This window comes from Enterobacter kobei (assembly GCF_001729765.1).
Taxonomy (GTDB): domain Bacteria; phylum Pseudomonadota; class Gammaproteobacteria; order Enterobacterales; family Enterobacteriaceae; genus Enterobacter; species Enterobacter kobei.
The window spans coordinates 3,980,439-4,005,057 of record NZ_CP017181.1; the positions used below are offsets into that span (position 1 = coordinate 3,980,439).

At 56.1% G+C, this 24,619-nt stretch carries 21 protein-coding genes; 15 read left to right on the forward strand and 6 right to left on the reverse strand.

The features are described 5' to 3' along the window. Positions 1-2: 2 nt before the first annotated feature. Positions 3-9,032, forward strand: coding sequence for a two-partner secretion domain-containing protein (locus tag BFV64_RS19250; protein WP_235611127.1), 9,030 nt, complete (start codon positions 3-5; stop codon positions 9,030-9,032). 98 nt (positions 9,033-9,130) lie between these two features. Here the strand turns inward: BFV64_RS19250 and speA are convergent, their stop codons facing one another. The 4 genes from speA to BFV64_RS19260 form a co-directional block, all read right to left on the reverse strand. Continuing rightward, positions 9,131-11,107, reverse strand: coding sequence for a biosynthetic arginine decarboxylase (speA, locus tag BFV64_RS19255; RefSeq protein ID WP_014885182.1), 1,977 nt, complete (start codon positions 11,105-11,107; stop codon positions 9,131-9,133). An 8-nt stretch (positions 11,108-11,115) separates the two neighbouring features. Beyond that, a complete protein-coding gene (gene yqgB, locus BFV64_RS24610; protein WP_127312443.1) occupies positions 11,116-11,247 on the reverse strand; it encodes an acid stress response protein YqgB in 132 nt (43 codons plus the stop codon). Positions 11,248-11,341: 94 nt separating this feature from the next. Next, positions 11,342-11,485 carry a hypothetical protein gene (locus tag BFV64_RS26170; RefSeq protein ID WP_418251728.1) on the reverse strand — a complete coding sequence of 48 codons (144 nt, stop codon included), beginning with the start codon at positions 11,483-11,485 and terminating at the stop codon, positions 11,342-11,344. Between the two features lie 68 nt (positions 11,486-11,553). Then, the gene (locus tag BFV64_RS19260; protein ID WP_014885183.1) at positions 11,554-11,772 is read right to left on the reverse strand and encodes a hypothetical protein; all 219 of its coding nucleotides are present in this window, start codon (positions 11,770-11,772) and stop codon (positions 11,554-11,556) included. Between the two features lie 138 nt (positions 11,773-11,910). On the opposite strand from BFV64_RS19260, the gene metK reads away from it, so the two are divergent. The 8 genes from metK to ruvX all read left to right on the forward strand — a co-directional run bounded on the left by metK (position 11,911) and on the right by ruvX (position 19,040). Beyond that, positions 11,911-13,065, forward strand: a complete 1,155-nt coding sequence (metK, locus tag BFV64_RS19265) for a methionine adenosyltransferase (protein ID WP_014885184.1) — start codon at positions 11,911-11,913, stop codon at positions 13,063-13,065. A gap of 418 nt (positions 13,066-13,483) precedes the next feature. Next, entirely contained in the window at positions 13,484-14,881 is a 1,398-nt protein-coding gene (gene galP, locus BFV64_RS19270; RefSeq protein WP_014885185.1) for a galactose/proton symporter, read from the forward strand. 58 nt (positions 14,882-14,939) lie between these two features. Then, positions 14,940-15,437 (forward strand): SprT family zinc-dependent metalloprotease, encoded by a 498-nt coding sequence (locus tag BFV64_RS19275; RefSeq protein ID WP_014885186.1) that lies wholly within the window; start codon positions 14,940-14,942, stop codon positions 15,435-15,437. A 94-nt stretch (positions 15,438-15,531) separates the two neighbouring features. After that, on the forward strand, positions 15,532-16,239 hold the full coding sequence (endA, locus tag BFV64_RS19280; protein ID WP_045134810.1) for a deoxyribonuclease I: 708 nt from the start codon (positions 15,532-15,534) through the stop codon (positions 16,237-16,239). Positions 16,240-16,290: 51 nt separating this feature from the next. Continuing rightward, complete coding sequence (rsmE, locus tag BFV64_RS19285; protein WP_023337758.1) at positions 16,291-17,022, forward strand: 16S rRNA (uracil(1498)-N(3))-methyltransferase; 732 nt, start codon at positions 16,291-16,293, stop codon at positions 17,020-17,022. A gap of 19 nt (positions 17,023-17,041) precedes the next feature. Continuing rightward, positions 17,042-17,989 carry a glutathione synthase gene (gshB, locus tag BFV64_RS19290; protein WP_023331278.1) on the forward strand — a complete coding sequence of 316 codons (948 nt, stop codon included), beginning with the start codon at positions 17,042-17,044 and terminating at the stop codon, positions 17,987-17,989. Between the two features lie 74 nt (positions 17,990-18,063). After that, positions 18,064-18,624 (forward strand): YqgE/AlgH family protein, encoded by a 561-nt coding sequence (locus BFV64_RS19295; protein ID WP_069602355.1) that lies wholly within the window; start codon positions 18,064-18,066, stop codon positions 18,622-18,624. Beyond that, the gene (gene ruvX, locus BFV64_RS19300; protein WP_006811925.1) at positions 18,624-19,040 is read left to right on the forward strand and encodes a Holliday junction resolvase RuvX; all 417 of its coding nucleotides are present in this window, start codon (positions 18,624-18,626) and stop codon (positions 19,038-19,040) included. Before BFV64_RS19295 ends, ruvX begins: the two co-directional genes overlap by 1 nt. Before the next feature lie 10 nt (positions 19,041-19,050). On the opposite strand, the gene BFV64_RS19305 is transcribed toward ruvX, so the two are convergent. Further along, a complete protein-coding gene (locus tag BFV64_RS19305) occupies positions 19,051-20,031 on the reverse strand; it encodes a type IV pilus twitching motility protein PilT (protein WP_063943590.1) in 981 nt (326 codons plus the stop codon). A 17-nt stretch (positions 20,032-20,048) separates the two neighbouring features. On the opposite strand from BFV64_RS19305, the gene BFV64_RS19310 reads away from it, so the two are divergent. From BFV64_RS19310 to BFV64_RS19335, 6 genes are all read left to right on the forward strand, one after another. After that, positions 20,049-20,750, forward strand: a complete 702-nt coding sequence (locus BFV64_RS19310; protein WP_014885191.1) for a YggS family pyridoxal phosphate-dependent enzyme — start codon at positions 20,049-20,051, stop codon at positions 20,748-20,750. Positions 20,751-20,771: 21 nt separating this feature from the next. Further along, positions 20,772-21,338, forward strand: a complete 567-nt coding sequence (locus BFV64_RS19315) for a YggT family protein (RefSeq protein WP_014885192.1) — start codon at positions 20,772-20,774, stop codon at positions 21,336-21,338. Then, positions 21,335-21,631 carry a DUF167 family protein YggU gene (gene yggU / locus BFV64_RS19320; protein WP_014885193.1) on the forward strand — a complete coding sequence of 99 codons (297 nt, stop codon included), beginning with the start codon at positions 21,335-21,337 and terminating at the stop codon, positions 21,629-21,631. The genes BFV64_RS19315 and yggU overlap by 4 nt, the downstream gene beginning before the upstream one ends. A 3-nt stretch (positions 21,632-21,634) precedes the next feature. Continuing rightward, positions 21,635-22,228, forward strand: coding sequence for an XTP/dITP diphosphatase (locus BFV64_RS19325; protein ID WP_063943588.1), 594 nt, complete (start codon positions 21,635-21,637; stop codon positions 22,226-22,228). Next, complete coding sequence (gene hemW / locus BFV64_RS19330; protein ID WP_014885195.1) at positions 22,221-23,363, forward strand: radical SAM family heme chaperone HemW; 1,143 nt, start codon at positions 22,221-22,223, stop codon at positions 23,361-23,363. The genes BFV64_RS19325 and hemW overlap by 8 nt, the downstream gene beginning before the upstream one ends. A 63-nt stretch (positions 23,364-23,426) precedes the next feature. Further along, the gene (locus BFV64_RS19335; RefSeq protein WP_069602356.1) at positions 23,427-23,765 is read left to right on the forward strand and encodes an endonuclease domain-containing protein; all 339 of its coding nucleotides are present in this window, start codon (positions 23,427-23,429) and stop codon (positions 23,763-23,765) included. An 81-nt stretch (positions 23,766-23,846) separates the two neighbouring features. On the opposite strand, the gene BFV64_RS19340 is transcribed toward BFV64_RS19335, so the two are convergent. Then, positions 23,847-24,563: a YggN family protein gene (locus BFV64_RS19340; RefSeq protein ID WP_014885197.1), complete on the reverse strand. Its 717-nt coding sequence runs from the start codon at positions 24,561-24,563 to the stop codon at positions 23,847-23,849. Positions 24,564-24,619: the final 56 nt, after the last annotated feature.

Consider the following 24,619-nt stretch of genomic DNA (forward strand, 5'->3'; position numbering starts at 1 on the left):
TAATGAAAAACAAAAACACACGCAGCGGAAAAATAACCACGCGCAATTTGCATAAGCGGCTCTGCCCATTATATCTGTCTTTGGCCGGCATTTTCTCGGCCCCGGTCGATGCGGCAACCACGCCTGATAATCGTCAGTCGAAAGGCCCTACCATGGGCCAGGCGGCCAACGGCACGCCCGTGGTGAATATTGCCGATCCTAATGCGAAAGGCATCTCCATGAATAAATTCAACGAATTTAACGTTGAAAAACAGGGGATGATCTTTAACAACAGCATGCAGGACGGCGTAACGAAAATTGGCGGCTATGCGGTAAAAAACGCCCAACTGCAGCACGAAGCCAGCGCCATTATCAGCGAAGTAACGGGTGCGAAAGCGTCCTACATTAACGGCACGATGGAAGTTTTCGGTAAAAAGGCCGACATCATCATTGCCAACGAAAACGGCATTAGCGTGAACGGCGCAACCACCATCAATGCCAACAGCCTGACCCTCAGCACCGGTAAAGTGCAGGCAAATAACGACGGTTCCTATAAGCTGGCGGTCGAAAAAGGGGCGGTATCCGTCACCGGTCAGGGCATTAATACCGACGGGCTGGGCTACTTTGACATCGTTAGCCGCAGCGCGCAGCTGGAAGGCGAAATTGCCGGTAAAGCAGACATCAAAGTGCTGGCGGGCCAGAACGACTACGACCTTGCGACCCGTAGCCACACCGTGCGTAACAAAGGCGACGGACGGGGTCCGGCCGTGGCTATCGACGGTAGCGCGCTTGGCTCCATGTACGGCGGAAAGATCCAGCTAATCAGCACCGAATCCGGGGCGGGCGTCCGTCATGCCGGCGGCATTATCGCCAGCAGCGATCTCGAGATCAGTGCGGATGGCGACATTACGCTCGCCAGCCTGTCGAGCGAGAAAAATATGTCGCTCTCCGGCAAGAATATCACCCTGAACAAATCCACTTCCGGCGTTCAGGCAAAAAACGACATTATCATGAACGCCCTGGCGGGCATCACGCTGAATAACGACGTGATCGCCTCAACCGGCAAAATCCGCATTGATGCCAGCTCGCTGGTGCAAAATGCCGCCTCGCTGGTAACCAACAGCACCACCACCACCGTTCCGGCGATTCAGATTAACGTCGCGGGCCAGTATACCCTGAACGGCAAACTGCAGGCGCTGGACGCCAACGGCAAGGTCATTGCAGACGGCGTCGTGACGCTGAAAAACGGCGATTTCGTTGTGAAGGTCAACGGCGTTGAAGTGCCGTTTGCCTCGCTGATCTCGGATACCCAGGTGATCAGCCACAGCGGTGACGTACAGATTACCGCAGGCAGCATGAATAACGGCGGCGGCAGCGTCCTGGCGAAAAAAGGCACCCTGCAGTTCACCCTGAAAGAGGCCTTTGTGAACAGCGGCTCCGTCAGCGCCACGGGGGACCTGACGATTGCGTCCGGCTCACTGAAGAACGACGGCGTGCTGTACGCATCCAATAACCAGACGCTCCGCGTCGGCAACCTGGACAACAACGGCCGCATCTTCGCGGAAAAACGGCTGGTGATGAACGCCAGCGCGCTGAACAACCGTGGAAACATCGGTGCGACCACTGACGCACTGCAGGTCACCACGACCGGCAATTTGACCAACAGCGGCACCCTCGTGGGTGATGCGGCAGCCGTCAGCCTGAACGTCGGCGGCGACGTCGACAACAGCGGTAACATCATCAGCAACGAAAAAGATGTCTCCCTGACTGCCAGCGGTAAATCCATCAAGAACCAGGGCAAAATCGAGGGGAAAAACGTTACCCTGACAGCGTCCAACGCCGACGCGACGCTTGAAAACAGCGGTACGCTGAACGCCAGACAAAAAGCGCAGGTGAAAGCGGCGAAGCTGAATAACAACGGCGGAACCCTGAGCGCAGCGGGCGATGTTGCGCTGAACGTCAGTAAGCAATTAAATAACACCCACGGCGGCGAGATCCTGGCGGGAGAAAACCTTACGCTGGACGGCGCGCAGACGACTGCACTGACCAACGACAATAGCCGGATCCAGGGGAAAAACGTCACCCTGACCAACATGTCCACTCTCACCAACACGGGCGACGCCGTTCTGCTCGCGAGTGGGGCGATGGATCTGTCCGGCACAACAACGCTGACCAACTCGGCCTCCGGCATTCAGGCAACGTCCATCCTGCTGGACCACATCGGCACGCTGAATAACATCAGCGATGCTACCCTCTACAGCAGCGGCAATCTCACTCTGTCCAACATCGGTACCCTCACCAACGATGCGTCTCAGCTGGTTGCAGACGGTGCGCTGGCGATGCTGAACATCACAAACGTATCCAACACCAACAGCGCCGCGATCGTCGGTAGCGGCAGCGTAACAATCAGCAATGTGGATACGCTCCACAACAGCAACAGTGCGGTGATCCAGTCTGAGCATGCCCTCAGCATGAACAACGTGGGTACGCTGAACAACAGCACTGACGCGGCGCTCCTCGCCTCGGGCAACATGACCCTGGACGGTGTGAATACGCTGAACAATGCCTCGGTGATCCTCAGCGATGGCAGCATTACGATGCAGAACGGCGACACGCTGCACAATAACGGCGTCGTGCAGGCGGGCACCGATCTGATTATCCGCAATATCCGAAGCCTGATGAACGACGGGAGCGACCATGTGCTCATGGCCCTGCGGAACCTGACGATCGAGGATGTGGATTCCCTGACCAACTCCAGCCAGGCGGTGATCACGGCCAGCATGAACACGGTGCTGAACGCCGTTGGCGTACTGACTAACCTCTCCGGTGGGGTGATTCAGGCCGTTGATGGGGCGTTAACCGTCGCGGCAAATTCGCTCCTCAACAGCGGCAGTGAAAATGGTTCGAATTCGACTCTGGTGGCGGGCGGCGATGTGATCGTGACGTCAGAGAATGTGACCAACGAGAGTGGCGCGGCCATTGTCTCGACGGATAACAACCTGACGCTGAACGTGAAGAACACCCTTAACAACAGCGATGAAGCCGTGCTCGCAGGGGCAAAAACGACCTCGCTGAATGTTCAGACAGGCAACATCAAAAACACCACTGAAGCAGTCATTGCGGGCACAAATATTGCAGTTGCGACCAAAAACCTGCAAAACGATGCCAACGCCTCCATCACCGCCGACCGGGATCTGCAGCTGACTCTCGCCAGCCTGAACAACACGGCCGGTATTCTTGAGGCCGGACGCGATCTCACGCTTAGCGTTGACAACAGCCTGACCCTCGACGCCAATAACCAGAATATCTACGCCGGACGCGCGATGGCGATCGCCACGCACGGCGACTTTACCAATAGCACCCAGATGGAAGCGATTGGCGATTTGACCGTGAATGCAGACGGTAATTTCACCAACGCCGTCTCTATCGTGACCGGAGGCGATCTCAACGTCACCGCGGGCAATATCACCAACAATGCCGGTAGCCTGCTGTGGACGATGGGCGATATGAGTCTGGAAGCCCGTAACGGTACTTTCTTCAACGGCGTGTCGGGTAACGTGCTCAGCATGGGCGATATGTCGATTATCGCGAAGGAGATCCATAACCAGGCCGGGATCATTCGCGCAGAGAAGGACGTGAATTTAGACGCGGAATCCATCAGAAACGAAAGTAGCTATACCGGCGACGAAATCTCCATGACGGGTTATCAGAACGCCAGTGCGGTATATAGCACCGTTGAGCATCTCGCGACGAAATCTAACACCATGATTAACTTCTCAATGCCGGTTGTGACCTCGGGATTGAGACTGGATCATCAGGCCGAGATCAGCGCGGGCGGCAACATTAATATTAACCAGCGCAATATCTACGACAGAAAACAGATTACAAACAAAGGTGGTCTGATTCAGGCGGCGAAAGATATTACGGTTACCGGTGATATCTACAACTCACCGGAATACGGTGAAATGTCCATTTATGATTATCTGCAGCTGCCGTTAGAGATGCAGGGCGGGCTCACCTATCAGTGGCATTTAGGCGCCTATCATACGTCAACGTGGAACTTTGATACTCTTTACCAGTTCCTCGACTTCGAGTTTGGCAATGGCGCAGCGGCCGGTAAGACAGGCAGTGATGACCCTGAAAAAGCGCTCTGGTACAACGCCGTCGTGATGACCGGCAACGAGTCCACGCTTTTCAACAAAATGATGTCCGACATCTTCGGTGAAACCTGGCAAACCACCGACTACGGTACAATGTGCGGTATCTGGGCGAGCGTAACAGCCTCCAATAATGAGGCATTAAAAAACAATAAAACCTACTTCGTTCCTTCTGAAAAAGGCGAGATCACCGCGGGCGGTAACTTTACGCATAACGGCGGCACGCTGGATAACGGTATTGCGGACGCTGGGGTGATTAACAGCCACAGCGACGTAAGCGATATCGACGTGGGTGAATACACCGTGGATACGGTCATTGCCGGTTACGATGTCCAGGTAAATACCAAGAAAATTGACGAGCTGGCGATGGGCATTAGCCCGATGCCAACCATCAAGGATATGGTCTCCATTCCGGGCATGTTTGAAGTCTCAACCGACTTTAAGAAAACCGCCGAAGCGGAAAAAAATGGCACGGCTTATCCGGGGCCAGCCAACAATATCGTTCCGATCTTTGAAACGCGTCCGTCAATGATCGATCAGAGCGCTTACACAGGATCGGATTACTTCTTCGATCAGGTGGGCTATGACCCGCAGAAGCCGGTTAACGTTATTGGTGATAACTACTTCACCTCAGAATTGATCCGCCGTGAGATCAACAGCTCGGTGGGCAGTTTCTTTTCGATCCGTGATGGTCTGGAAGGCGACGCGCTGGTGCAGGCCCTGATGGATAATGCAGGCTTGGCAGCACAGGACAGCGAGCTGGGGCTGGTTGTTGGTCAATCCCTGACCGAGGAGCAGCGCAACGGACTGGACGCCGATATCGTCTGGTTCGTCAATCAGACGGTGAACGGCGTGGACGTGATGGTCCCGGTCGTGTACCTGTGCCCTGAAACGCTTCGTCAGATGGAGAGCGGAGACGTTAACGGCGGCACCGCGACCGTTCATGCCGGTGGCGATATGAACGTCGACGCGAACAGCATCAATAACGCCAACGGTACAATCTCATCCAAAGGCGACATGACGCTGGTCTCTGATGGGGATATCAACAACGTTAGCAACGGCATGAGCGCGGGTATCTCTGCGGGCGGCGACATCAATATGTCCAGCACCAGCGGCAATATCAATAACAACGGCGCGGCGATTAACGCTGAGGGCGACGTGAACATGTCCGCAGCTCAGGGTGACATCACCATGACGGCCAGCGTAGGGCGCGATGAGAGCGGCAAGCAGGTGATCCACGCCTTTGAGGACGGCGTTACCGCAGGCGGCAGCATTAACATGGAGGCTAAATCAATCACCTCCAACGCGTCGGATATTACGGCGGGTCAGGATGTAAGCATGAAGGCCACCGACGGCGACGTCACCTTCAATGACCTGCATGAAATTGACGCCACGCGTATCATTGATAACGACGTCAGAAGCGCGCTCAACTACACGATGTCTGATACCTCAACCACCACGGGCAAAGCCATTGGCGCGAATGTTTCCGCTGGCGGCAACATGAGTATCGAGGCCAAAAACGACGTGGTGATGGAAGGGGGGACCTACAACGCCCAGACCGGCAGCATCACCGCTGAAAATGACGTGACGATCAAAACGTCCCAGGACGTTGCTCACGAAGAACAGCACAGCTCGTCACGCGAGTTTGTCATCAGCGCGGGCGTCAGCGGCGGCGGCCTGTCGGTTAACACCAGCTACGGCACCATGGACGGCGGCAGCACCGAAACGACCTCCGGCGACTATGTCAGCGCAGGATCAGAATCCGACACCTCCGCTATCGGCAAGAAGCCTGGCCGTGCGCCGGTGAATGATACGGCTGGCTTCACGTTTGGCATGAGCACCTCCAGTGACTCGTCCGTCACCGACAGCAAAAAGAACACCAATGCCGCAATCAACTTTGGCCAGTCCGGGATGATTGAAGCCGGTAAGACCGCTGACATTGGTGGGGCGGATCTCAGCGCGGGCAATGCCCTGACCATCAACGCCGAGGACGTCGCGACCACGAAATATGAAGATGAGATGAAAAACACCTCATCCCATAAAGCGACGTCGTTTGGTATCACGGGTGAAGCCCACAGCACCCTTGTAGATACCTTTGATAAAGCCGGTAACCTGATTGAAAAAGGCACCGAAGGCCAGTCTGCCAACGCCGGAACAACGGCTGCGGAAGTGCTGGGCGAGGCCTCTAACCTGCTGCTCAACGATCTGGCTGGCGGTTCCGTTACCATTGGCGGCAGTTCGTCTAAATCGCACTCGACCTCCACCTCCACGGCGGAAAACATTAACCACATCAGCGCCAATAACGTTTCGATCAACACCAAAAAAGACACCACGTTGAACGGAACAGACATTAGCGGCCAGAACGTTGAAATTAACGCAGGCGGCGATGTGAACATGAATGCGGCGAAATCCACATCCAGCTACAGCAACACCACCGAGGAGCACTCGGCGGGCATCTCGGCTGGGGTGGGCGTGGATCTCTCCGGCGTGAGCGGCGGCGCGTCTGTCGACTACAGCGGCAGCAAAGAGACCGGAACAGGCAACAGCACCAGCTACACCAACAGCACCATTACGGCAGGCGACGTCAAAATTAAGTCCGGCGGCGACATGACCATGAGCGGTGCCAACATTGACGCCAATACCGCGGACGTGGATGTTGCAGGGGATATGACCGTGAACTCCCTTCAGGATACGGTTCACACGGACAACGAGCGTGCCAACTGGGGTGCATCCGTCGGTGTAGCCGTGTCGACGAAAGGCGTGATGCCTACCGGGGCCGTTAACGGCGGCGGCGGCTCAGAGGCTTATGACTCGGCAACCACCGCGAAGCAGTCCGGCATTCACACCACGGGGGACGTGCAGGTGAAAACCGGCGGCGACCTCAACATGGCGGGGGCCAATATCGTCTCTGATAATGGCACCGGTAACGTCAACGTTGCGGGCAATATCAACGCCAAAGACCTGCAAGATACCGTTGAGCAGGACGGCCTGTACGGCGGTGGCGGCGTAGGTATCGGTGGTTTGCCGGGTAAAAAAGGCGGCATTCCATCGGCTAACATCTACGTGGATACGGTCGATGAGATCCACCGTAACGAAACGCAGAAATCCACCATTTCCGTGGGGGGCACCACCAGCAAAGGTACGACTGGCGAGATCAACACCAACAAGGATGAGATGTCCGTTGTCACCCGTGACGAAAAAGAAGCGGGTAACAATATCTCCTATACCCTTGCGGATCCTGGTATCGGTAAGAAGAAAAAAGGCAGTTACGACGTCGATACGCCGAGCGACCACCGCAATGGCGGCGGCTCGTCGAAGCATTCAGGCGATGGCACGAAGAAGAAAGAGGATACGCCAGCGAAACCTGCGCACAGCGAAGCGGTGCCTGCCGTTACGCCGTCGAAAGCGGACAATCTTAAGCCTGCGCCAAAACCGGCTGACAGCACGACGAAGACGGATACCACCCCGTCTGGAACCGCGCACAGCGAAGCGGTGCCTGCCGTTAAGCCGTCGAAAGCGGACGATCTGAAGCCTGCGCCGAAACCGGCTGACAGCACGACGAAGACGGATACCACCCCGTCTGAAACCGCTCACAGCGAAGCGGTGCCTGCCGTTACGCCGTCGAAAGCGGATGACCTGAAGCCTGCACCGAAACCGGCTGACAGCACGACGAAGACGGATACCACCCCGTCTGAAACCGCGCACAGCGAAGCGGTGCCTGCCGTTACGCCGTCGAAAGCGGATGACCTGAAGCCTGCACCGAAACCGGCTGACAGCACGACGAAGACGGATACCACCCCGTCTGAAACCGCGCACAGCGAAGCGGTGCCTGCCGTTACGCCGTCGAAAGCGGACGATCTGAAGCCTGCGCCGAAACCGGCTGACAGCACAACGCCGAAGAAAAAATGGGACGTTCCAAATACGAATTACCCAACGCTTTCTCCGGGTTCTGCAACCGGTAAAACCGGCAAAGATATGCCGAAAACGCCAGAGCACAGAAAGTGGAACGGCGACATGACCAACGGCGTGGCGCCGTCGAGCAACCCGAAAGGCACCGACGTCAAGCTCTCGCCAGGTTCGTCCACCGGTCAGACCGGCATGGACATGCCGAAAACGCCTGAGCACAAGCAGTGGAACGGCGACATGACCAACGGTGTCACGCCGTCGAGCAACCCGAAAGGCACCGACGTCAAGCTCTCGCCGGGTTCGTCCACCGGTCAGACCGGCATGGACATGCCGAAAACGCCTGAGCACAAGCAGTGGAACGGCGACATGACCAACGGCGTGGCGCCGTCGAGCAACCCGAAAGGCACCGACGTCAAGCTTTCGCCGGGTTCTTCCACCGGTCAGACCGGCATGGACATGCCGAAAACGCCTGAGCACAAGCAGTGGAACGGCGACATGACCAACGGCGTGGCGCCGTCGAGCAACCCGAAAGGCACCGACGTGAAGCTCTCGCCGGGTTCGTCCACCGGTCAGACCGGCATGGACATGCCGAAAACGCCTGAGCACAAGCAGTGGAACGGCGATATGACCAACGGCGTGGCGCCGTCGAGCAATCCGAAAGGCACTGACGTCAAGCTCTCGCCAGGTTCGTCCACCGGTCAGACCGGCATGGACATGCCGAAAACGCCTGAGCACAAGCAGTGGAACGGCGATATGACCAACGGCGTGGCGCCGTCGAGCAATCCGAAAGGCACTGACGTCAAGCTCTCGCCAGGTTCGTCCACCGGTCAGACCGGCATGGACATGCCGAAAACGCCTGAGCACAAGCAGTGGAACGGCGATATGAGCGCAACAGCACAGCCGAAGCAGTGGCTGCCGCTAATGGCGGAAACGCCAATTAATATCTATGCGAAGGTGACCATTACGTTCCAGGACGAACAGCTGAGTTAACCCCCCTCTCCCCGTCGTTCACCGGCGGGGTTTTCATGTAGCCATAAAAAAGGGTCTGACCACGGTCAGACCCTTTTCATATTTAACTGGCGGAATAATTATTCGTCTTCGAGATAAGTATACCCGTACAGCCCCGCCTCAAACTCTTCCAGGAACTGCTGCTGCAATGCATCGTCGAGACCGGTGTTTTTCACCTGGTCGCGGAACTGGGTCAGCAGCGTTTTCGGATCGAGCTGAACGTATTCCAGCATGTCTGCCACGGTATCCCCCTCGTCAGACAGCTCAACTTCCACGCTGCCGTCAGGGAAGACAAACACGTCAACCGCTTCGGTATCACCGAACAGGTTGTGCATGTTGCCGAGGATCTCCTGGTACGCCCCAACCATAAAGAAGCCCAGCATCGGCGGGTTCTCCGGGTCGTACTCCGGCATTGGCATGGTGGTGGCGATACCGTCGCCGTCAACGTAGTGGTCGATAGCACCGTCGGAGTCACAGGTGATGTCCAGCAGCACCGCGCGACGTTCCGGGGCGTGGTTCAGCCCTTCCAGCGGCAGAACCGGGAACAGCTGGTCGATACCCCATGCATCCGGCATCGACTGGAACAGCGAGAAGTTGACGTAAATCTTATCCGCCATACGTTCCTGCAGCTCGTCGATAATCGGACGGTGCGCGCGGTTGCTCGGGTCGAGCTGCTTCTGCACTTCATGGCACATGTTCAGATAAAGCTGCTCCGCCCACGCACGCTCCTGCAGGCTGAAGGTGCCTGACGAGTAGCCGACGTGAATATCGTGCAGATCCATCTGGCTGTCGTGCAGCCATTCGCGCAGGGAGCGACGCGTGCCCGGCTCGTGCATCTCCTGCCAGGTTTCCCACATGCTTTGCAGGGAACGCGGTGCATCATCCTGCGGCGGCGTCGCTTCGGAAATTTCGCTACGCTCAACGCCGATGATATTAGAGACCAGCACCGTATGGTGCGCGGTCACCGCGCGACCGGATTCGGTGATCACCGTCGGGTGCGGCAGGCCGTGCTCTTCACAGGCATCACCGATCGCCCAGATGATGTTATTGGCGTATTCATTCAGACCGTAGTTCACCGAGCAGTCAGACTGCGAGCGGGTCCCTTCGTAGTCCACGCCCAGGCCACCGCCCACGTCGAAGCACTGAATATTCACGCCAAGCTTGTGCAGCTCAACGTAAAAACGGGCTGATTCACGCACGCCGGTGGCGATATCGCGAATATTGGCCATCTGCGAACCGAGGTGGAAGTGCAGGAGCTGAATGCTGTCCAGACGACCGCGCTCGCGCAGAATCTCCACCAGTTGCAGTACCTGGTTCGCCGCGAGGCCGAATTTGGATTTTTCACCGCCGGAGGACTGCCATTTACCGGAACCCTGAGACGCCAGACGCGCACGCACGCCGAGGCGTGGCACCACGTTAAGACGTTCAGCCTCTTCCAGCACGATCGCGATTTCAGTCATCTTCTCGATAACCAGATAGACCTTGTGGCCCATCTTCTCGCCAATCAGCGCCAGACGAATGTACTCACGGTCTTTGTAGCCGTTACAGACAATGACCGAACGGGTCATGCCCGCATGCGCCAGAACCGCCATCAGCTCCGCTTTGGAGCCGGCTTCGAGGCCCAGCGGCTCGCCGGAGTGGATAAGGGACTCAATCACGCGGCGGTGCTGGTTCACCTTAATCGGGTAAACCAGGAAGTAGTCGCCTTTATAGCCGTAGGATTCACGCGCGCGCTTGAAGGCGGCGTTAATAGAACGCAGGCGATGTTGCAGGATCTGCGGGAAGCAGAACAGTGCAGGCAAACGCTGGCCCTGTGCTTCACGGGCTTTCACCAGTTTGGCGAGGTCCACGCGCGCTTCAGGGACGTCCGGATCCGGGCAAACGCTGATGTGGCCCAGTTCGTTGACGTCGTAGTAGTTATTGCCCCACCAGGCAATATTGTATGTGCGCAGCATCTTGCTGGCTTCCTGGGAGCTCATCGCAACCTCCTGCATAGAACGTAGTACACCCTGTTCGCCCGCTGACGAAGGCGAAAAAGAAGACATGTCGTCAGACATAGCGAACCTCAACTCTTTGTATTAAGTGTAAAACAGTTGACTACTATCGCAGCGTTATACGGCGATAACAACCCATAAACGGCTCCGTTTCCCAGCAGAGTATGCTGAAATCCAGACCGTGCGACCGGTTTCTTATTCATATCATTGTAAAACACGTATCCGAACTCTGTATGACAAGGTTCGGCGAAACCACGAGAAAACTCTTGTATTAACAAGAGCGCCCTTGTTCAGTTTTCACACAGCCTGACCGGCCCTGGAATCCTGAGAAGCGCCGAGATGGGTATAACATCGGCAGGTTTGCAGACTAGAAATGCGGGTTGCGGGAATCAAATGCGCGCCAGAACGGCTGCGCTGAATTAGCGGAAAACGATGGTTCATTATCTCGTATCACCTCCACGGCCGCCTCTGCTGAAACGGACCCCAAGCCAAAGCTAAAAGTTCACTGCTTAACCCGGCTGGAAGTGGCGACTCGATGAGTTCATCGAGCGCTTATTTTGTATGAGCCGCGCGCCGCGTTTTATACCGAGAAGGGGGCTAAAAAGCAAAACAAAAATGCGTGGGTTGCCAGCGCCGTCAGGAAAAATTTCCAGCAGACATTTCAACGCCGTGAGAGATGAATCAAAAAAAACTGGAAATCGGGCGAAGAAGTGACCTAAAATAGCCATCCAGATGTTAATCCATCTATACTGATTAACACTCATACTGCCAGTGTCAAAAACCTGCAGGCCTTGGTAGAATGATCTCCTTTGGCTATTCCACACAGCAGCTTGAGCTAACCAAATTCCTCTTAGGTGAAATAAAACATGGCAAAACACCTGTTTACGTCCGAGTCCGTATCAGAAGGACATCCTGATAAAATTGCTGACCAAATCTCCGATGCGGTGCTGGATGCGATCCTGGCGCAGGATCCTAAAGCGCGCGTCGCGTGCGAAACCTACGTCAAAACTGGCATGGTTCTGGTTGGCGGTGAGATCACCACCAGCGCATGGGTTGATATCGAAGAGATCACCCGTAACACGGTGCGTGAAATCGGTTATGTGCATTCTGATATGGGCTTTGATGCCAACTCTTGCGCGGTGCTGAGCGCCATTGGCAAACAGTCTCCAGACATCAACCAGGGCGTTGACCGTGCCGATCCACTGGAACAGGGCGCGGGCGACCAGGGCCTGATGTTTGGCTACGCGACCAACGAAACCGACGTGCTGATGCCAGCCCCGGTCACCTACGCGCACCGTCTGGTACAGCGTCAGGCTGAAGTACGCAAAAACGGCACCCTGCCGTGGCTGCGCCCGGATGCAAAAAGCCAGGTCACCTTCCAGTACGATGACGGCAAAATCGTTGGCATCGATGCAGTGGTACTGTCTACCCAGCATTCCGAAGAGATTGACCAGAAATCCCTGCAAGAAGCCGTGATGGAAGAGATCATCAAGCCGGTTCTGCCGACCGAATGGCTGAGCTCTGCGACCAAATTCTTCATCAACCCAACCGGACGCTTTGTTATCGGCGGCCCAATGGGTGACTGCGGTCTGACCGGACGTAAAATCATCGTTGATACCTACGGCGGCATGGCACGTCACGGCGGCGGTGCGTTCTCTGGTAAAGATCCGTCTAAAGTTGACCGCTCTGCGGCATACGCGGCACGTTATGTTGCGAAAAACATCGTTGCTGCCGGCCTGGCAGACCGCTGTGAGATTCAGGTTTCTTACGCCATCGGCGTGGCTGAGCCAACCTCCATCATGGTTGAAACCTTCGGTACCGAGAAAGTGCCTTCAGAACAGCTGACCCTGCTGGTACGCGAGTTCTTCGACCTGCGTCCATACGGACTGATTCAGATGCTGGATCTGCTGCACCCAATCTACAAAGAAACCGCGGCATACGGTCACTTTGGTCGTGAACATTTCCCATGGGAAAAAACCGACAAAGCCGCCCTGCTGCGTGAAGCTGCCGGTCTGAAATAATCGACTGACAAGAGCGTTAAAAAAGCCAGCCTTTGTGCTGGCTTTTTTTGTGTCGGGTGGCGGCTGCGCCTTACCCGACCTACGGGGTATGGAGCTTTTGTAGGCCGGGTAAGGCGCAGCCGCCACCCGGCAATGTTTGGAACCGCTTACACGCCAGTCCATGTGCCTCGCTTTCGGAATAATCTCTTTGCGTGATGGCATTTCTTGTGCTGTTACATTTCCTTTCAGTTAAGTCTGAAATGTATTCTTTCGCGATGCATATCACCTCATTTACCTCTATATTTTCAAAGCTTTAATAATTTTTACGGTTACACACCAGTGTAACCGATTACACCAATGTGATTAATCTCACATATTTTTACGGGTCACTCACCTACCCTTAACATCAATAAAACTGATAACCCAACTGGAGGGCATAATGCCTGACAATAAAAAACAGGGGCGTACGTCCAACAAGGCGATGACATTCTTCGTCTGCTTCCTCGCCGCCCTGGCAGGTTTACTTTTTGGCCTGGATATCGGCGTGATTGCTGGCGCCCTTCCCTTCATCGCAGACGAATTCCAGATTAACGCGCATACCCAGGAATGGGTGGTCAGCTCGATGATGTTTGGCGCAGCGGTTGGTGCTGTCGGCAGCGGCTGGCTCTCCTTCAAGCTCGGACGTAAAAAGAGCCTAATGATTGGTGCCATTCTCTTCGTCGCCGGTTCACTCTTCTCTGCTGCCGCCCCTAACGTTGAAGTGCTTATTCTTTCCCGCGTACTGCTGGGGCTGGCCGTCGGCGTCGCGTCCTACACCGCCCCGCTCTATCTCTCTGAAATTGCGCCAGAGAAAATTCGCGGCAGTATGATTTCGATGTACCAGCTGATGATTACCATCGGTATTCTCGGGGCTTATCTTTCCGATACCGCGTTCAGCTACAGCGGCGCATGGCGCTGGATGCTTGGCGTGATCATCATCCCGGCCATTTTGCTGCTGATTGGCGTCTTCTTCCTGCCGGACAGCCCACGCTGGTTTGCCGCAAAGCGCCGCTTCCACGATGCCGAACGGGTGCTGCTGCGCCTGCGCGACACCAGTGCGGAGGCGAAAAACGAGCTGGAAGAGATCCGCGAAAGCCTGAAGGTGAAGCAGTCTGGCTGGGCGCTGTTTAAAGAGAACAGCAACTTCCGTCGCGCAGTATTCCTCGGCGTGCTGCTGCAGGTGATGCAACAGTTCACCGGGATGAACGTCATCATGTATTACGCGCCAAAAATCTTTGAGCTGGCGGGTTATACCAACACCACCGAGCAGATGTGGGGCACCGTCATCGTCGGCCTGACCAACGTGCTGGCGACCTTTATCGCGATCGGCCTGGTGGACCGCTGGGGACGTAAACCTACCCTGACGCTGGGCTTCCTGGTCATGGCGATCGGTATGGGCGTGCTGGGCACCATGATGCACGTCGGCATCCACTCCCCAACCGCACAGTATTTTGCGGTAGGCATGCTGCTGATGTTTATCGTCGGGTTCGCGATGAGCGCCGGTCCGCTGATTTGGGTACTGTGTTCTGAGATCCAGCCGCTGAAAGGGCGTGATTTTGGTATCACCTGCTCAACTGCAACCAACTGGATTGCCAACATGATCGTCGGCGCGACGTTCCTGACCATGCTCAATACCCTGGGCAATGCCAACACCTTCTGGGTCTACGCCGGTCTGAACATCTTCTTTATTGTGTTGACCATCTGGCTGGTTCCAGAAACCAAACATGTTTCACTGGAACATATTGAACGTAACCTGATGAAAGGTCGTCCACTGCGCGAAATCGGCGCACACGACTAATCCTCTTGCGGGAGGCGCCTCTTGCGCCTCCCCGCTTCGCGCTTTATGCTCTGCCCCTATGAAAGCTCCCCGTCTCCCCATCGCCCTTCAGCAAGCCGTTATGCGCAGCCTGCGGGAAAAACTCGCCCAGGCGAACCTGAAGCTCGGTCGGAATTACCCTGAACCGAAGCTCGTCTATCAGCAGCGTGGCACCGCGGCGGGTACTGCCTGGCTGGAATCGTATGAGATCCGCCTGAACCCGGTGTTGATGATGGAAAACCAGCAGGCGTTTATTGAGGAAGTGGTGCCGCATGAGCTGGCTCACCTCCTGGTGTGGAAACATTTTGGTCGCGTCGCGCCGCACGGAAAAGAGTGGAAGTGGATGATGGAGGCAGTACTGGGCGTTCCGGCGCGCAGAACTCATCAGTTCGAGCTGGAATCTGTACGTCGCAATACGTTCCCCTACCGCTGCCAGTGTCAGCAGCATCAGCTTACCGTCCGCCGCCATAATCGCGTGGTCCGCGGCGAGGCGACCTACCGCTGCGTCAAATGCGGCGAACCGCTTATTGCGGAGTAATCATTTGAACATTCAGGAACTTTCCTGATCTGACTGATTGCATACAGGAAAAACATTCGTTACGTTGCGGGCTCGTTTTGACACGGAGTGTAAGATGTCCCGTAATTTTTCTCTCGCGGTCGCCTTTCTGACGACAGCGTTCTCAGGCCATGCTCTGGCCGATGGTATCAACAGTTTTTCCCAGGCCAAGGCAGCAGGCGTGAAGGTGAACGCCGATGTGCCGGGCGATTTCTACTGCGGCTGTAAAATTAACTGGCATGGTAAAAAAGGGGTCGTGGACCTGGAGTCCTGCGGCTATAAGGTGCGTAAAAACGAAAACCGCGCCAGCCGCATCGAATGGGAACATGTCGTTCCGGCATGGCAGTTTGGCCACCAGCGCCAGTGCTGGCAGGATGGCGGTCGTAAAAACTGTTCTAAAGATCCTGTCTACCGCCAGATGGAAAGCGATATGCATAACCTGCAGCCCGCCGTGGGTGAAGTGAACGGTGACCGCGGCAACTTTATGTACAGCCAGTGGAACGGTGGCGAAGGCCAATATGGCCAGTGCGGCATGAAGGTGGATTTTAAAGAAAAAGTCGCCGAGCCGCCTGCCCGCGCGCGCGGCAGCATCGCCCGCACCTACTTCTACATGCGTGACCGCTACGACCTCAACCTCTCCCGTCAACAGACGCAGTTGTTCAATGCGTGGGATAAGCAATATCCGGTGACGGAGTGGGAATGTCAGCGCGACGAACGCATCGCCAGAGTCCAGGGGAATCATAACCCGTACGTCCAGCGGGCTTGCCAGGCGCAAAAGAGCTAACCTACACTACGGCAATTCGCTTATCTCGCATGACATATGGAATTTCTGACTATGCGCATTCCTCGCATTTACCACCCTGAACTGATTACCGCAGGTCGCGAAATCGCCCTGTCTGACGACGCGGCCAACCACGTTGGCCGCGTGCTGCGCATGGGGGCTGGCCAGGCAATACAGCTTTTCGACGGCTCTAATCAGATTTTCGAGGCGGAAATCACCCGGGCGGATAAAAAAAGCGTACATGTGAATGTGTTGCGCGGTGAAGTGGACGATCGTGAATCGCCGCTGCACATCCACCTGGGCCAGGTGATGTCGCGCGGGGAAAAGATGGAATTCACCATTCAAAAATCCATTGAGCTGGGTGTAAGCCTCATTACGCCACTTTTTTCCGAGCGCTGTGGCGTTAAACTGGATGCGGAACGTCTGAACAAAAAGATCCAGCAGTGGCAGAAAATTGCCATTGCGGCGTGTGAACAGAGCGGCCGCAACCGCATACCGGAGATCCGCCCGGCAATGGACCTGGAGGACTGGTGTGCCGAAGAGGAGAGCGGGCTGAAGCTCAATCTTCATCCGCGCGCCAGCGCCAGCATTAATACGCTGCCGCTGCCCGTTGAACGTGTACGCCTGCTGATTGGCCCCGAAGGCGGCCTGTCGGCGGAAGAAATTGCGATGACGGCGCGTTACCAGTTTACTGATATTCTGTTGGGACCTCGCGTTCTGCGCACTGAGACAACGGCACTCACGGCCATTACCGCGCTACAGGTACGGTTTGGCGATCTGGGTTGAAGTATAAACGGAGAAGAACATGATTAAGCTCGGCATCGTGATGGACCCCATCGCAAACATTAACATCAAGAAAGATTCCAGCTTCGCTATGTTGCTGGAAGCGCAGCGTCGCGGCTATGAGCTCCACTATATGGAGATGAACGATCTTTACCTGATCAACGGTGAAGCCCGCGCGCGTACCCGCATCGTTAACGTCGAGCAGAACTACGACAAATGGTACGAGTTTGGCACCGAGCAGGATATTGCCCTGGCCGATCTCAACGTTATTCTGATGCGTAAAGATCCGCCGTTCGACACCGAATACATCTACTCCACCTATATCCTTGAGCGTGCCGAAGAGAAAGGGACGCTGATCGTCAATAAGCCGCAGAGCCTGCGCGACTGCAACGAGAAGCTTTATACCGCCTGGTTCTCAGACCTGACGCCTGAAACGCTGGTGACCCGCAGCAAAGCTCAGTTGAAGGAGTTCTGGCAAAAACACGGCGATATCATCATGAAGCCGCTGGACGGCATGGGCGGCGCGTCTATTTTCCGCGTGAAGGAAGGCGACCCGAACATTGGCGTGATTGCCGAAACCCTGACCGAACTGGGTACCCGCTACTGCATGGCCCAGAACTATCTGCCCGCCATTAAAGATGGCGACAAACGCGTTCTGGTCGTGGATGGCGAACCCGTACCTTACTGCCTGGCACGTATCCCACAAGGTGGCGAAACGCGCGGTAACCTGGCGGCCGGTGGACGCGGTGAGCCGCGCCCGTTGACAGAAAGCGACTGGGAAATTGCCCGCCGCGTTGGCCCAACGCTTAAAGCCAAAGGCCTGATCTTTGTTGGCCTGGACATCATTGGCGATCGCCTGACGGAAGTGAACGTCACCAGCCCAACCTGCATTCGCGAAATCGAAGCGGAGTTCCCGATCTCGATCACCGGAATGCTGATGGACGCTATCGAAAAACGTTTACAGAAATAATCTGTGACAGCGCCCGGCTTTATCCCCATACTGGGCGCTGTCGCTTTTTAAACCAGGAAACAGTACCTCTGACAATGAATTTACAGCATCACTTTCTTATTGCCATGCCTGCTCTCCAGGATCCGATTTTTCGCCGCGCCGTGGTTTATATTTGTGAATACAATGAAGACGGCGCGATGGGCATTATCATCAATAAGCCGCTGGAAAACCTGCAGGTTGAAGGGATTCTGGACAAGCTGAAAATCCCGGCTGAAGCGCGACTGCCGGAGATCCGGCTTGATAAACCGGTGATGCTGGGTGGACCACTTGCAGAAGATCGCGGCTTTATCCTGCATACCCCGCCGGTATTCTCTTCCAGTATCCGCATCTCCGATAACACCGTGATCACCACCTCGCGCGACGTGCTCGAAACGCTGGGTACCGCAGAACAGCCTTCCGCAGTGCTGGTGGCGCTGGGGTACTCGTCGTGGGAGAAAGGCCAGCTTGAGCAGGAAATCCTCGATAACGCCTGGCTTACCGCACCAGCGGACATGAATATTCTGTTTAAAACCCCGATAGCCGATCGCTGGCGCGATGCGGCAAAACTGATTGGCATTGATATTCTGACCATGCCTGGTGTCGCGGGGCACGCCTGATGAGCGGAACACTTTTGGCCTTTGATTTTGGTACCAAAAGCATTGGCGTCGCTGTGGGTCAGCGCATCACCGGTACCGCGCGTCCGCTCACGGCCCTGAAGGCCAACGACGGCACGCCTGACTGGAATCTTATCGAACGTCTGCTGAAAGAGTGGCAACCGGATGATGTTATCGTTGGGCTGCCGCTGAATATGGACGGCACCGAACAACCCCTTACCGCCCGCGCGCGTAAGTTCGCCAATAAAATCCATGGCCGCTTTGGCGTCTCCGTGAAGCTTCACGACGAGCGTCTTAGCACCGTCGAAGCGCGTGCTGGCCTGTTTGAGCATGGTGGCTTCCGGGCGCTCAACAAAGGCAGCGTAGACTCCGCCTCTGCCGTCATCATCCTCGAAAGCTATTTCGAACAGGGCTATTAATCTCAGGGGCCTATAGCCGCCCCTGCGCCCGTCTCTCCGCCACGCTCTGATCAAAGTTCTGCATTCCCGCCTGCTGGCCTGTTTGAATGATACCGGGCAGTTGCCACGTTTTTCCTTCACGAATCAGATTTGCCGCCGCCGGGGTATTCACCAGCAGTTCATACAGCGCGACACGCCCACCCTGCAGGTCGGGAAGCAGCCTCTGTGCCAGCACCGCACGCAGGCTACCGGCCAGCTGGTTACGTACCGGGTCTTTCTCCTGCGCCGGGAAGGTGTCCACCAGCCGCTCAATGGCCTGCGAGGCACCCCGCGTATGCAGTGTCGCCAGCACCAGATGCCCGGTCTCCGCCGCCGTCAACGCGAGACGGATCGTCTCTGCATCACGCAGCTCCCCCAGCAAAATCACATCTGGATCCTCGCGTAACGCTCCGCGCAGCGCCTCGACAAAAGACGGGCAGTGCTGACCTATTTCCCGCTGCTGAATCAGGCAGCGTTCGCTCCGGTACAGATACTCCACCGGATCTTCAAGCGTGAGGATATGCCCGTCAGTATGGTGGTTGAGAAAATCGACCATCGCCGCCAGAGTGGTGGATTTGCCGCTGCCGGTCGCCCCCGTCACCAGAATCAACCCGTTGTCACTGGATAACAGTTCCGGAATGGCACGCGGCACGCCCAGCGAAGAGAGTGGCGAACAGGTGCGTGGCAGCAACCGCAGGGCGATGGACACCCCGTTAATCTGCTTAAACGCACTCCCGCGCAGACGCTGGCCTTCTGCCACCGTCACGGCAAAATCGACCTGACCGTGAGCCCACCAGCTTCCCTGCTGCTCATCATTGAGCCACGCTTTTAATAACGCCCCGACATCTGGCGGCGGAAACGGCGCGGGTTCAAGGCGTCCTGACCGGCGCCAGCGGGGTGGCGAATCACTGCACAGGTGTAGATCGGAGACGTTATGATTTACACTAAGGGCCACCATTTCTTCCACATCCATAGACTACTCCTCGGAAAATGAACGACATTGCGCATAACCTGGCACAGGTCCGGGACAAAATCTCAGCTGCCGCAACGCGTTGCGGCCGTGCTTCAGAAGAAATTACGCTCCTTGCAGTCAGCAAAACCAAGCCTGCGAGCGCCATCGCAGAAGCGATTGATGCAGGCCAGCGCGCATTTGGTGAGAACTACGTGCAGGAAGGCGTGGATAAAATTCGCGACTTCCGGGAAAAGGGGAATACGGATCTTCAGTGGCACTTTATTGGTCCACTGCAGTCGAACAAAAGCCGTCTGGTGGCAGAGCACTTCGACTGGTGCCATACGATTGACCGTCTGCGCATTGCCACACGCCTGAACGAACAACGCCCGGCAGAGATGCCAGCGCTTAACGTGCTGATACAAATCAACATCAGCGACGAAAATAGCAAGTCCGGCATTGCGCTAAGCGAGCTGGATGCGCTGGCCGCAGACGTGGCCGCCCTGCCACGCTTAACCCTGCGTGGGCTGATGGCTATTCCGGCGCCAGAGTCAAGTTATGAAAGGCAGTTTGCCGTGGCACAGCAAATGGCTGTAGCATTTGAGGCGCTTAAAGCGCGCTACAACACGGTAGACACGCTTTCTCTGGGCATGTCGGATGATATGGAAGCCGCCATCGCGGCAGGCAGCACTATGGTGCGCATCGGTACCGCCATTTTCGGTGCGCGCGACTACTCCAAATAATAAGGAAACTTGAGGAACGCCATGAAGACGTTGACTTTCCTGCTCTCAACGGTCATTGAGCTGTATACGATGGCGCTTTTGCTGCGCGTCTGGATGCAGTGGGCCCGTTGTGATTTTTACAATCCGTTCTCCCAGTTTGTCGTGAAAATCACGCAACCTATTGTCGGGCCCCTGCGCCGTATTATCCCGGCCATGGGTCCCATCGACAGCGCTTCGCTGCTGGTAGCGTTTATTCTTAGCGTTATCAAAGCCATCGTGCTGTTTATGGTCATCACCTTCCAGCCGATTATCTGGATTGCCGCCGTGCTGATTCTGATCAAAACCGTCGGTCTGCTGATTTTCTGGGTGCTGCTGGTGATGGCCATCATGAGCTGGGTGAGCCAGGGGCGTAGCCCGGTAGAGTATGCCCTGATTCAGCTGGCCGAGCCGCTGCTGCGTCCGATCCGTAACTTACTTCCCTCTATGGGCGGCATCGACTTCTCCCCGATGATTCTGGTTCTGCTGCTCTATGTGATCAACATGGGGATCGCTGAACTGCTGCAGTCTACGGGCGACATGCTGTTGCCGGGGCTGTGGATGGCGCTATGAGTGCCGTAAGCACCTGCGCTGACGGGCTGGTTTTGCGGCTGTATATTCAGCCGAAAGCCAGCCGTGACAGTATTGTTGGACTGCATGGCGACGAGTTAAAAGTCGCCATCACCGCCCCGCCGGTTGACGGTCAGGCAAACGCGCATCTGACCAAATATCTGGCAAAACAGTTTCGCGTGGCCAAAAGCCAGGTCATCATTGAAAAAGGCGAACTGGGGCGGCATAAACAGGTAAAAATCCTCAACCCGCAATCCATCCCGACGGAAGTCGCGGCTTTGACAGAACAGGACTAAACCATGCAGAAAGTTGTTCTCGCGACCGGCAACGCCGGTAAAGTGCGCGAGTTGGCCTCGCTATTAAATGATTTTGGGCTGGATGTGGTCGCTCAGACCGATCTTGGCGTAGATTCTGCCGAAGAGACGGGGCTGACGTTTATTGAAAATGCGATCCTGAAAGCACGCCATGCCGCGCAGATTACCGGTTTGCCCGCCATTGCCGATGACTCCGGTCTGGCTGTCGATTTTCTTGGCGGCGCGCCGGGGATTTACTCTGCTCGTTATTCCGGTGTTGATGCAACCGACCAGCAGAATCTGGAAAAGCTGCTTGTTGCCCTGAAAGACGTACCGCATGAACAGCGGACCGCACAGTTCCACTGCGTGCTGGTCTATCTGCGTCACGCAGAGGACCCGACGCCGATCGTCTGCCACGGTAGCTGGCCGGGCGTGATTACCCGTGAAGCTGCGGGCAACGGCGGTTTTGGCTACGACCCGATTTTCTTTGTCCCGTCCGAGGGCAAAACCGCAGCGGAACTGACCCGCGAAGAGAAAAGCGCGATTTCCCACCGTGGGCGCGCACTGAAACTGTTACTGGAAGCACTGCGTAATGGCTAATTTGCCACCTCTGAGTCTTTATATTCACATCCCGTGGTGCGTGCAGAAATGCCCGTACTGCGATTTCAACTCGCACGCGCTGAAAGGTGAAGTGCCGCACGATGACTACGTTGCGCATCTGCTGGCTGACCTGGACGCCGATGTACCTTACGCACAGGGACGTGAAGTTAAGACCATTTTCATTGGTGGCGGTACGCCGAGCCTGCTGTCAGGCCCGGCGATGCAGACGCTGCTGGACGGCGTGCGTGCGCGCCTGAACCTGGCCGCGGATGCTGAAATTACGATGGAAGCCAACCCCGGTACCGTTGAGGCCGATCGTTTTGTCGAGTATCAGCGTGCAGGCGTGAACCGTATTTCCATCGGCGTGCAGAGCTTTAGCGAGCCAAAACTGAAGCGCCTGGGGCGCATTCACGGCCCTGAGGAAGCAAAGCGTGCGGCAAACCTGGCGACAGGACTGGGTCTGCGCAGCTTTAACCTCGATTTGATGCACGGCCTGCCGGACCAGTCGCTCGACGAAGCGCTGGACGATCTGCGCCAGGCGATTGAACTTAACCCGCCGCATCTGTCCTGGTATCAGCTCACCATTGAACCCAACACGCTGTTTGGTTCCCGTCCTCCGGTTCTGCCGGATGACGACGCGCTGTGGGATATTTTCGAGCAGGGCCACCAGTTGTTAACCGCTGCGGGGTATCAGCAGTACGAGACGTCTGCGTATGCGAAACCGGGGTATCAGTGTCAGCACAACCTGAACTACTGGCGTTTTGGCGACTACCTGGGAATTGGCTGCGGCGCGCACGGTAAGGTGACTTTCCCGGACGGTCGTATTCTGCGTACCGCCAAAACCCGCCACCCGCGAGGGTATATGGAAGGCCGTTATCTCGAGCGCCAGCACGACGTTGAGGCGGCGGATAAACCGTTTGAGTTCTTTATGAACCGCTTCCGCCTGCTGGAAGCCGCGCCGCGCGCGGAATTTGCGCGTTACACCGGTCTGCCGGAGTCAGTGATTCGTCCTCAGATTGACGAGGCGCTGGCGCAGGGGTATCTGACTGAGTGTGAAGATTACTGGCAGATCACCGAGCACGGCAAACTGTTCTTAAATTCCCTTCTTGAGCTGTTCCTCGCCGACGATTCCTGAAGGCTAATTCAGGTTTTTGCATCCCGTTCTGCCGGCTGAAGGAAAAGCTGGCAGAGTGTGGGGATGGAAAACTCAAAACAACTTCGCAAACAAATGACGCCCGAAGAATTTCGCCTCTGGTATTTGCTCAGAGGTCGTCGGTTCTTTGGCTATAAGTTTCGCCGCCAGATGCCGATTGGGCCGTATGTTGCAGATTTTGCCTGTTTTAAGGTGAAATTGATTATTGAGCTCGACGGAGGGCAACATCAAAGCAAAGAGAAATACGATTCACGTCGTACAGAGTTTTTGCATACAAATGGCTGGGAAGTCGTGCGATTCTGGAACAATGAATTTACTTCTCAGGAAGAGGAAGTGCTGACGGTTATTCTTCAAAAATTGCAGAGCCTGATGCCCTCACCCTAACCCTCTCCCACAGGGAGAGGGAACGTTTACACCCTCTCCCCTGGGGAGAGGGCCGGGGTGAGGGGCCCAGCGCGCAGAGGATTACTTCAACGTCCCCACCAGCGCCTTCCGGCTATCTTCCAGCGACACCACGCGTTTACACACGTCTTTGCCGAACTGCTGGAAATCATCTTCCTGGTTCTTCCACTCGTTCTGAATTGAGGTCTGCAAGCCACCCAGACTGCCCAGCACGCCCTGCAGCGGGTTACCGCCGCCCTTCAGGACCGCTTTAGCCCCCATCTCGTTGATGCTGTCCTGCAGAATGCCGCCCATCGCCTGGTTCACCAGCTGCTGTCCGTCAGCACGGACCTGATCAATCGCCTTGTAGTGGAACGTCAGGCCATCAGAGCGCGTCTCGATAATCCGGTTCATCTGCTCTTTGAGCTGCTTATCGAGCTTCGTCAGGCGGGAGCGCATATTGCTACTCTCCCCCACCTCTTTGGTAATGATCTTATCCAGTGCAACACGGCTTTTTTCGACGCGCGTCAGGGCTCCTTCATTAATCCATGGCAGCGCGGTACGCAAATCGGCCTGATAGTCTTTCGCCTGCTCACGCTGTGCGGCTGTCAGATTGTACTCTTTGCCGTTAAAGGTGACGTTCCCTTGCGGCGTAATCACCAGATTGCCGTTCTCGCCTTTGACCTGCACGGTTTGCGGGCTTAACACCACGTCATCACGCGGGGTGACGCTACATTTATACTCCGCATGGGCGGTGAATCCGGTTGCCATCAAAGCAACAGCCAGCAACGTTTTGCGCATCTTAAACACTCCCTCAGACAAAATGGGCCAGCTAATGCTGGCCCTTGACTGCTTTA

What these genes read in the sequence shown, in the direction of transcription:
- BFV64_RS19250 (WP_235611127.1), top strand. Translation starts at nt 3, where the DNA reads ATGAAAAACAAAAACACACGCAGCGGAAAAATAACCACGCGCAATTTG.
- speA (WP_014885182.1), bottom strand. Translation starts at nt 11,107, where the DNA reads ATGTCTGACGACATGTCTTCTTTTTCGCCTTCGTCAGCGGGCGAACAG.
- yqgB (WP_127312443.1), bottom strand. Translation starts at nt 11,247, where the DNA reads ATGAATAAGAAACCGGTCGCACGGTCTGGATTTCAGCATACTCTGCTG.
- BFV64_RS26170 (WP_418251728.1), bottom strand. Translation starts at nt 11,485, where the DNA reads ATGAACCATCGTTTTCCGCTAATTCAGCGCAGCCGTTCTGGCGCGCAT.
- BFV64_RS19260 (WP_014885183.1), bottom strand. Translation starts at nt 11,772, where the DNA reads ATGGCTATTTTAGGTCACTTCTTCGCCCGATTTCCAGTTTTTTTTGAT.
- metK (WP_014885184.1), top strand. Translation starts at nt 11,911, where the DNA reads ATGGCAAAACACCTGTTTACGTCCGAGTCCGTATCAGAAGGACATCCT.
- galP (WP_014885185.1), top strand. Translation starts at nt 13,484, where the DNA reads ATGCCTGACAATAAAAAACAGGGGCGTACGTCCAACAAGGCGATGACA.
- BFV64_RS19275 (WP_014885186.1), top strand. Translation starts at nt 14,940, where the DNA reads ATGAAAGCTCCCCGTCTCCCCATCGCCCTTCAGCAAGCCGTTATGCGC.
- endA (WP_045134810.1), top strand. Translation starts at nt 15,532, where the DNA reads ATGTCCCGTAATTTTTCTCTCGCGGTCGCCTTTCTGACGACAGCGTTC.
- rsmE (WP_023337758.1), top strand. Translation starts at nt 16,291, where the DNA reads ATGCGCATTCCTCGCATTTACCACCCTGAACTGATTACCGCAGGTCGC.
- gshB (WP_023331278.1), top strand. Translation starts at nt 17,042, where the DNA reads ATGATTAAGCTCGGCATCGTGATGGACCCCATCGCAAACATTAACATC.
- BFV64_RS19295 (WP_069602355.1), top strand. Translation starts at nt 18,064, where the DNA reads ATGAATTTACAGCATCACTTTCTTATTGCCATGCCTGCTCTCCAGGAT.
- ruvX (WP_006811925.1), top strand. Translation starts at nt 18,624, where the DNA reads ATGAGCGGAACACTTTTGGCCTTTGATTTTGGTACCAAAAGCATTGGC.
- BFV64_RS19305 (WP_063943590.1), bottom strand. Translation starts at nt 20,031, where the DNA reads ATGGATGTGGAAGAAATGGTGGCCCTTAGTGTAAATCATAACGTCTCC.
- BFV64_RS19310 (WP_014885191.1), top strand. Translation starts at nt 20,049, where the DNA reads ATGAACGACATTGCGCATAACCTGGCACAGGTCCGGGACAAAATCTCA.
- BFV64_RS19315 (WP_014885192.1), top strand. Translation starts at nt 20,772, where the DNA reads ATGAAGACGTTGACTTTCCTGCTCTCAACGGTCATTGAGCTGTATACG.
- yggU (WP_014885193.1), top strand. Translation starts at nt 21,335, where the DNA reads ATGAGTGCCGTAAGCACCTGCGCTGACGGGCTGGTTTTGCGGCTGTAT.
- BFV64_RS19325 (WP_063943588.1), top strand. Translation starts at nt 21,635, where the DNA reads ATGCAGAAAGTTGTTCTCGCGACCGGCAACGCCGGTAAAGTGCGCGAG.
- hemW (WP_014885195.1), top strand. Translation starts at nt 22,221, where the DNA reads ATGGCTAATTTGCCACCTCTGAGTCTTTATATTCACATCCCGTGGTGC.
- BFV64_RS19335 (WP_069602356.1), top strand. Translation starts at nt 23,427, where the DNA reads ATGGAAAACTCAAAACAACTTCGCAAACAAATGACGCCCGAAGAATTT.
- BFV64_RS19340 (WP_014885197.1), bottom strand. Translation starts at nt 24,563, where the DNA reads ATGCGCAAAACGTTGCTGGCTGTTGCTTTGATGGCAACCGGATTCACC.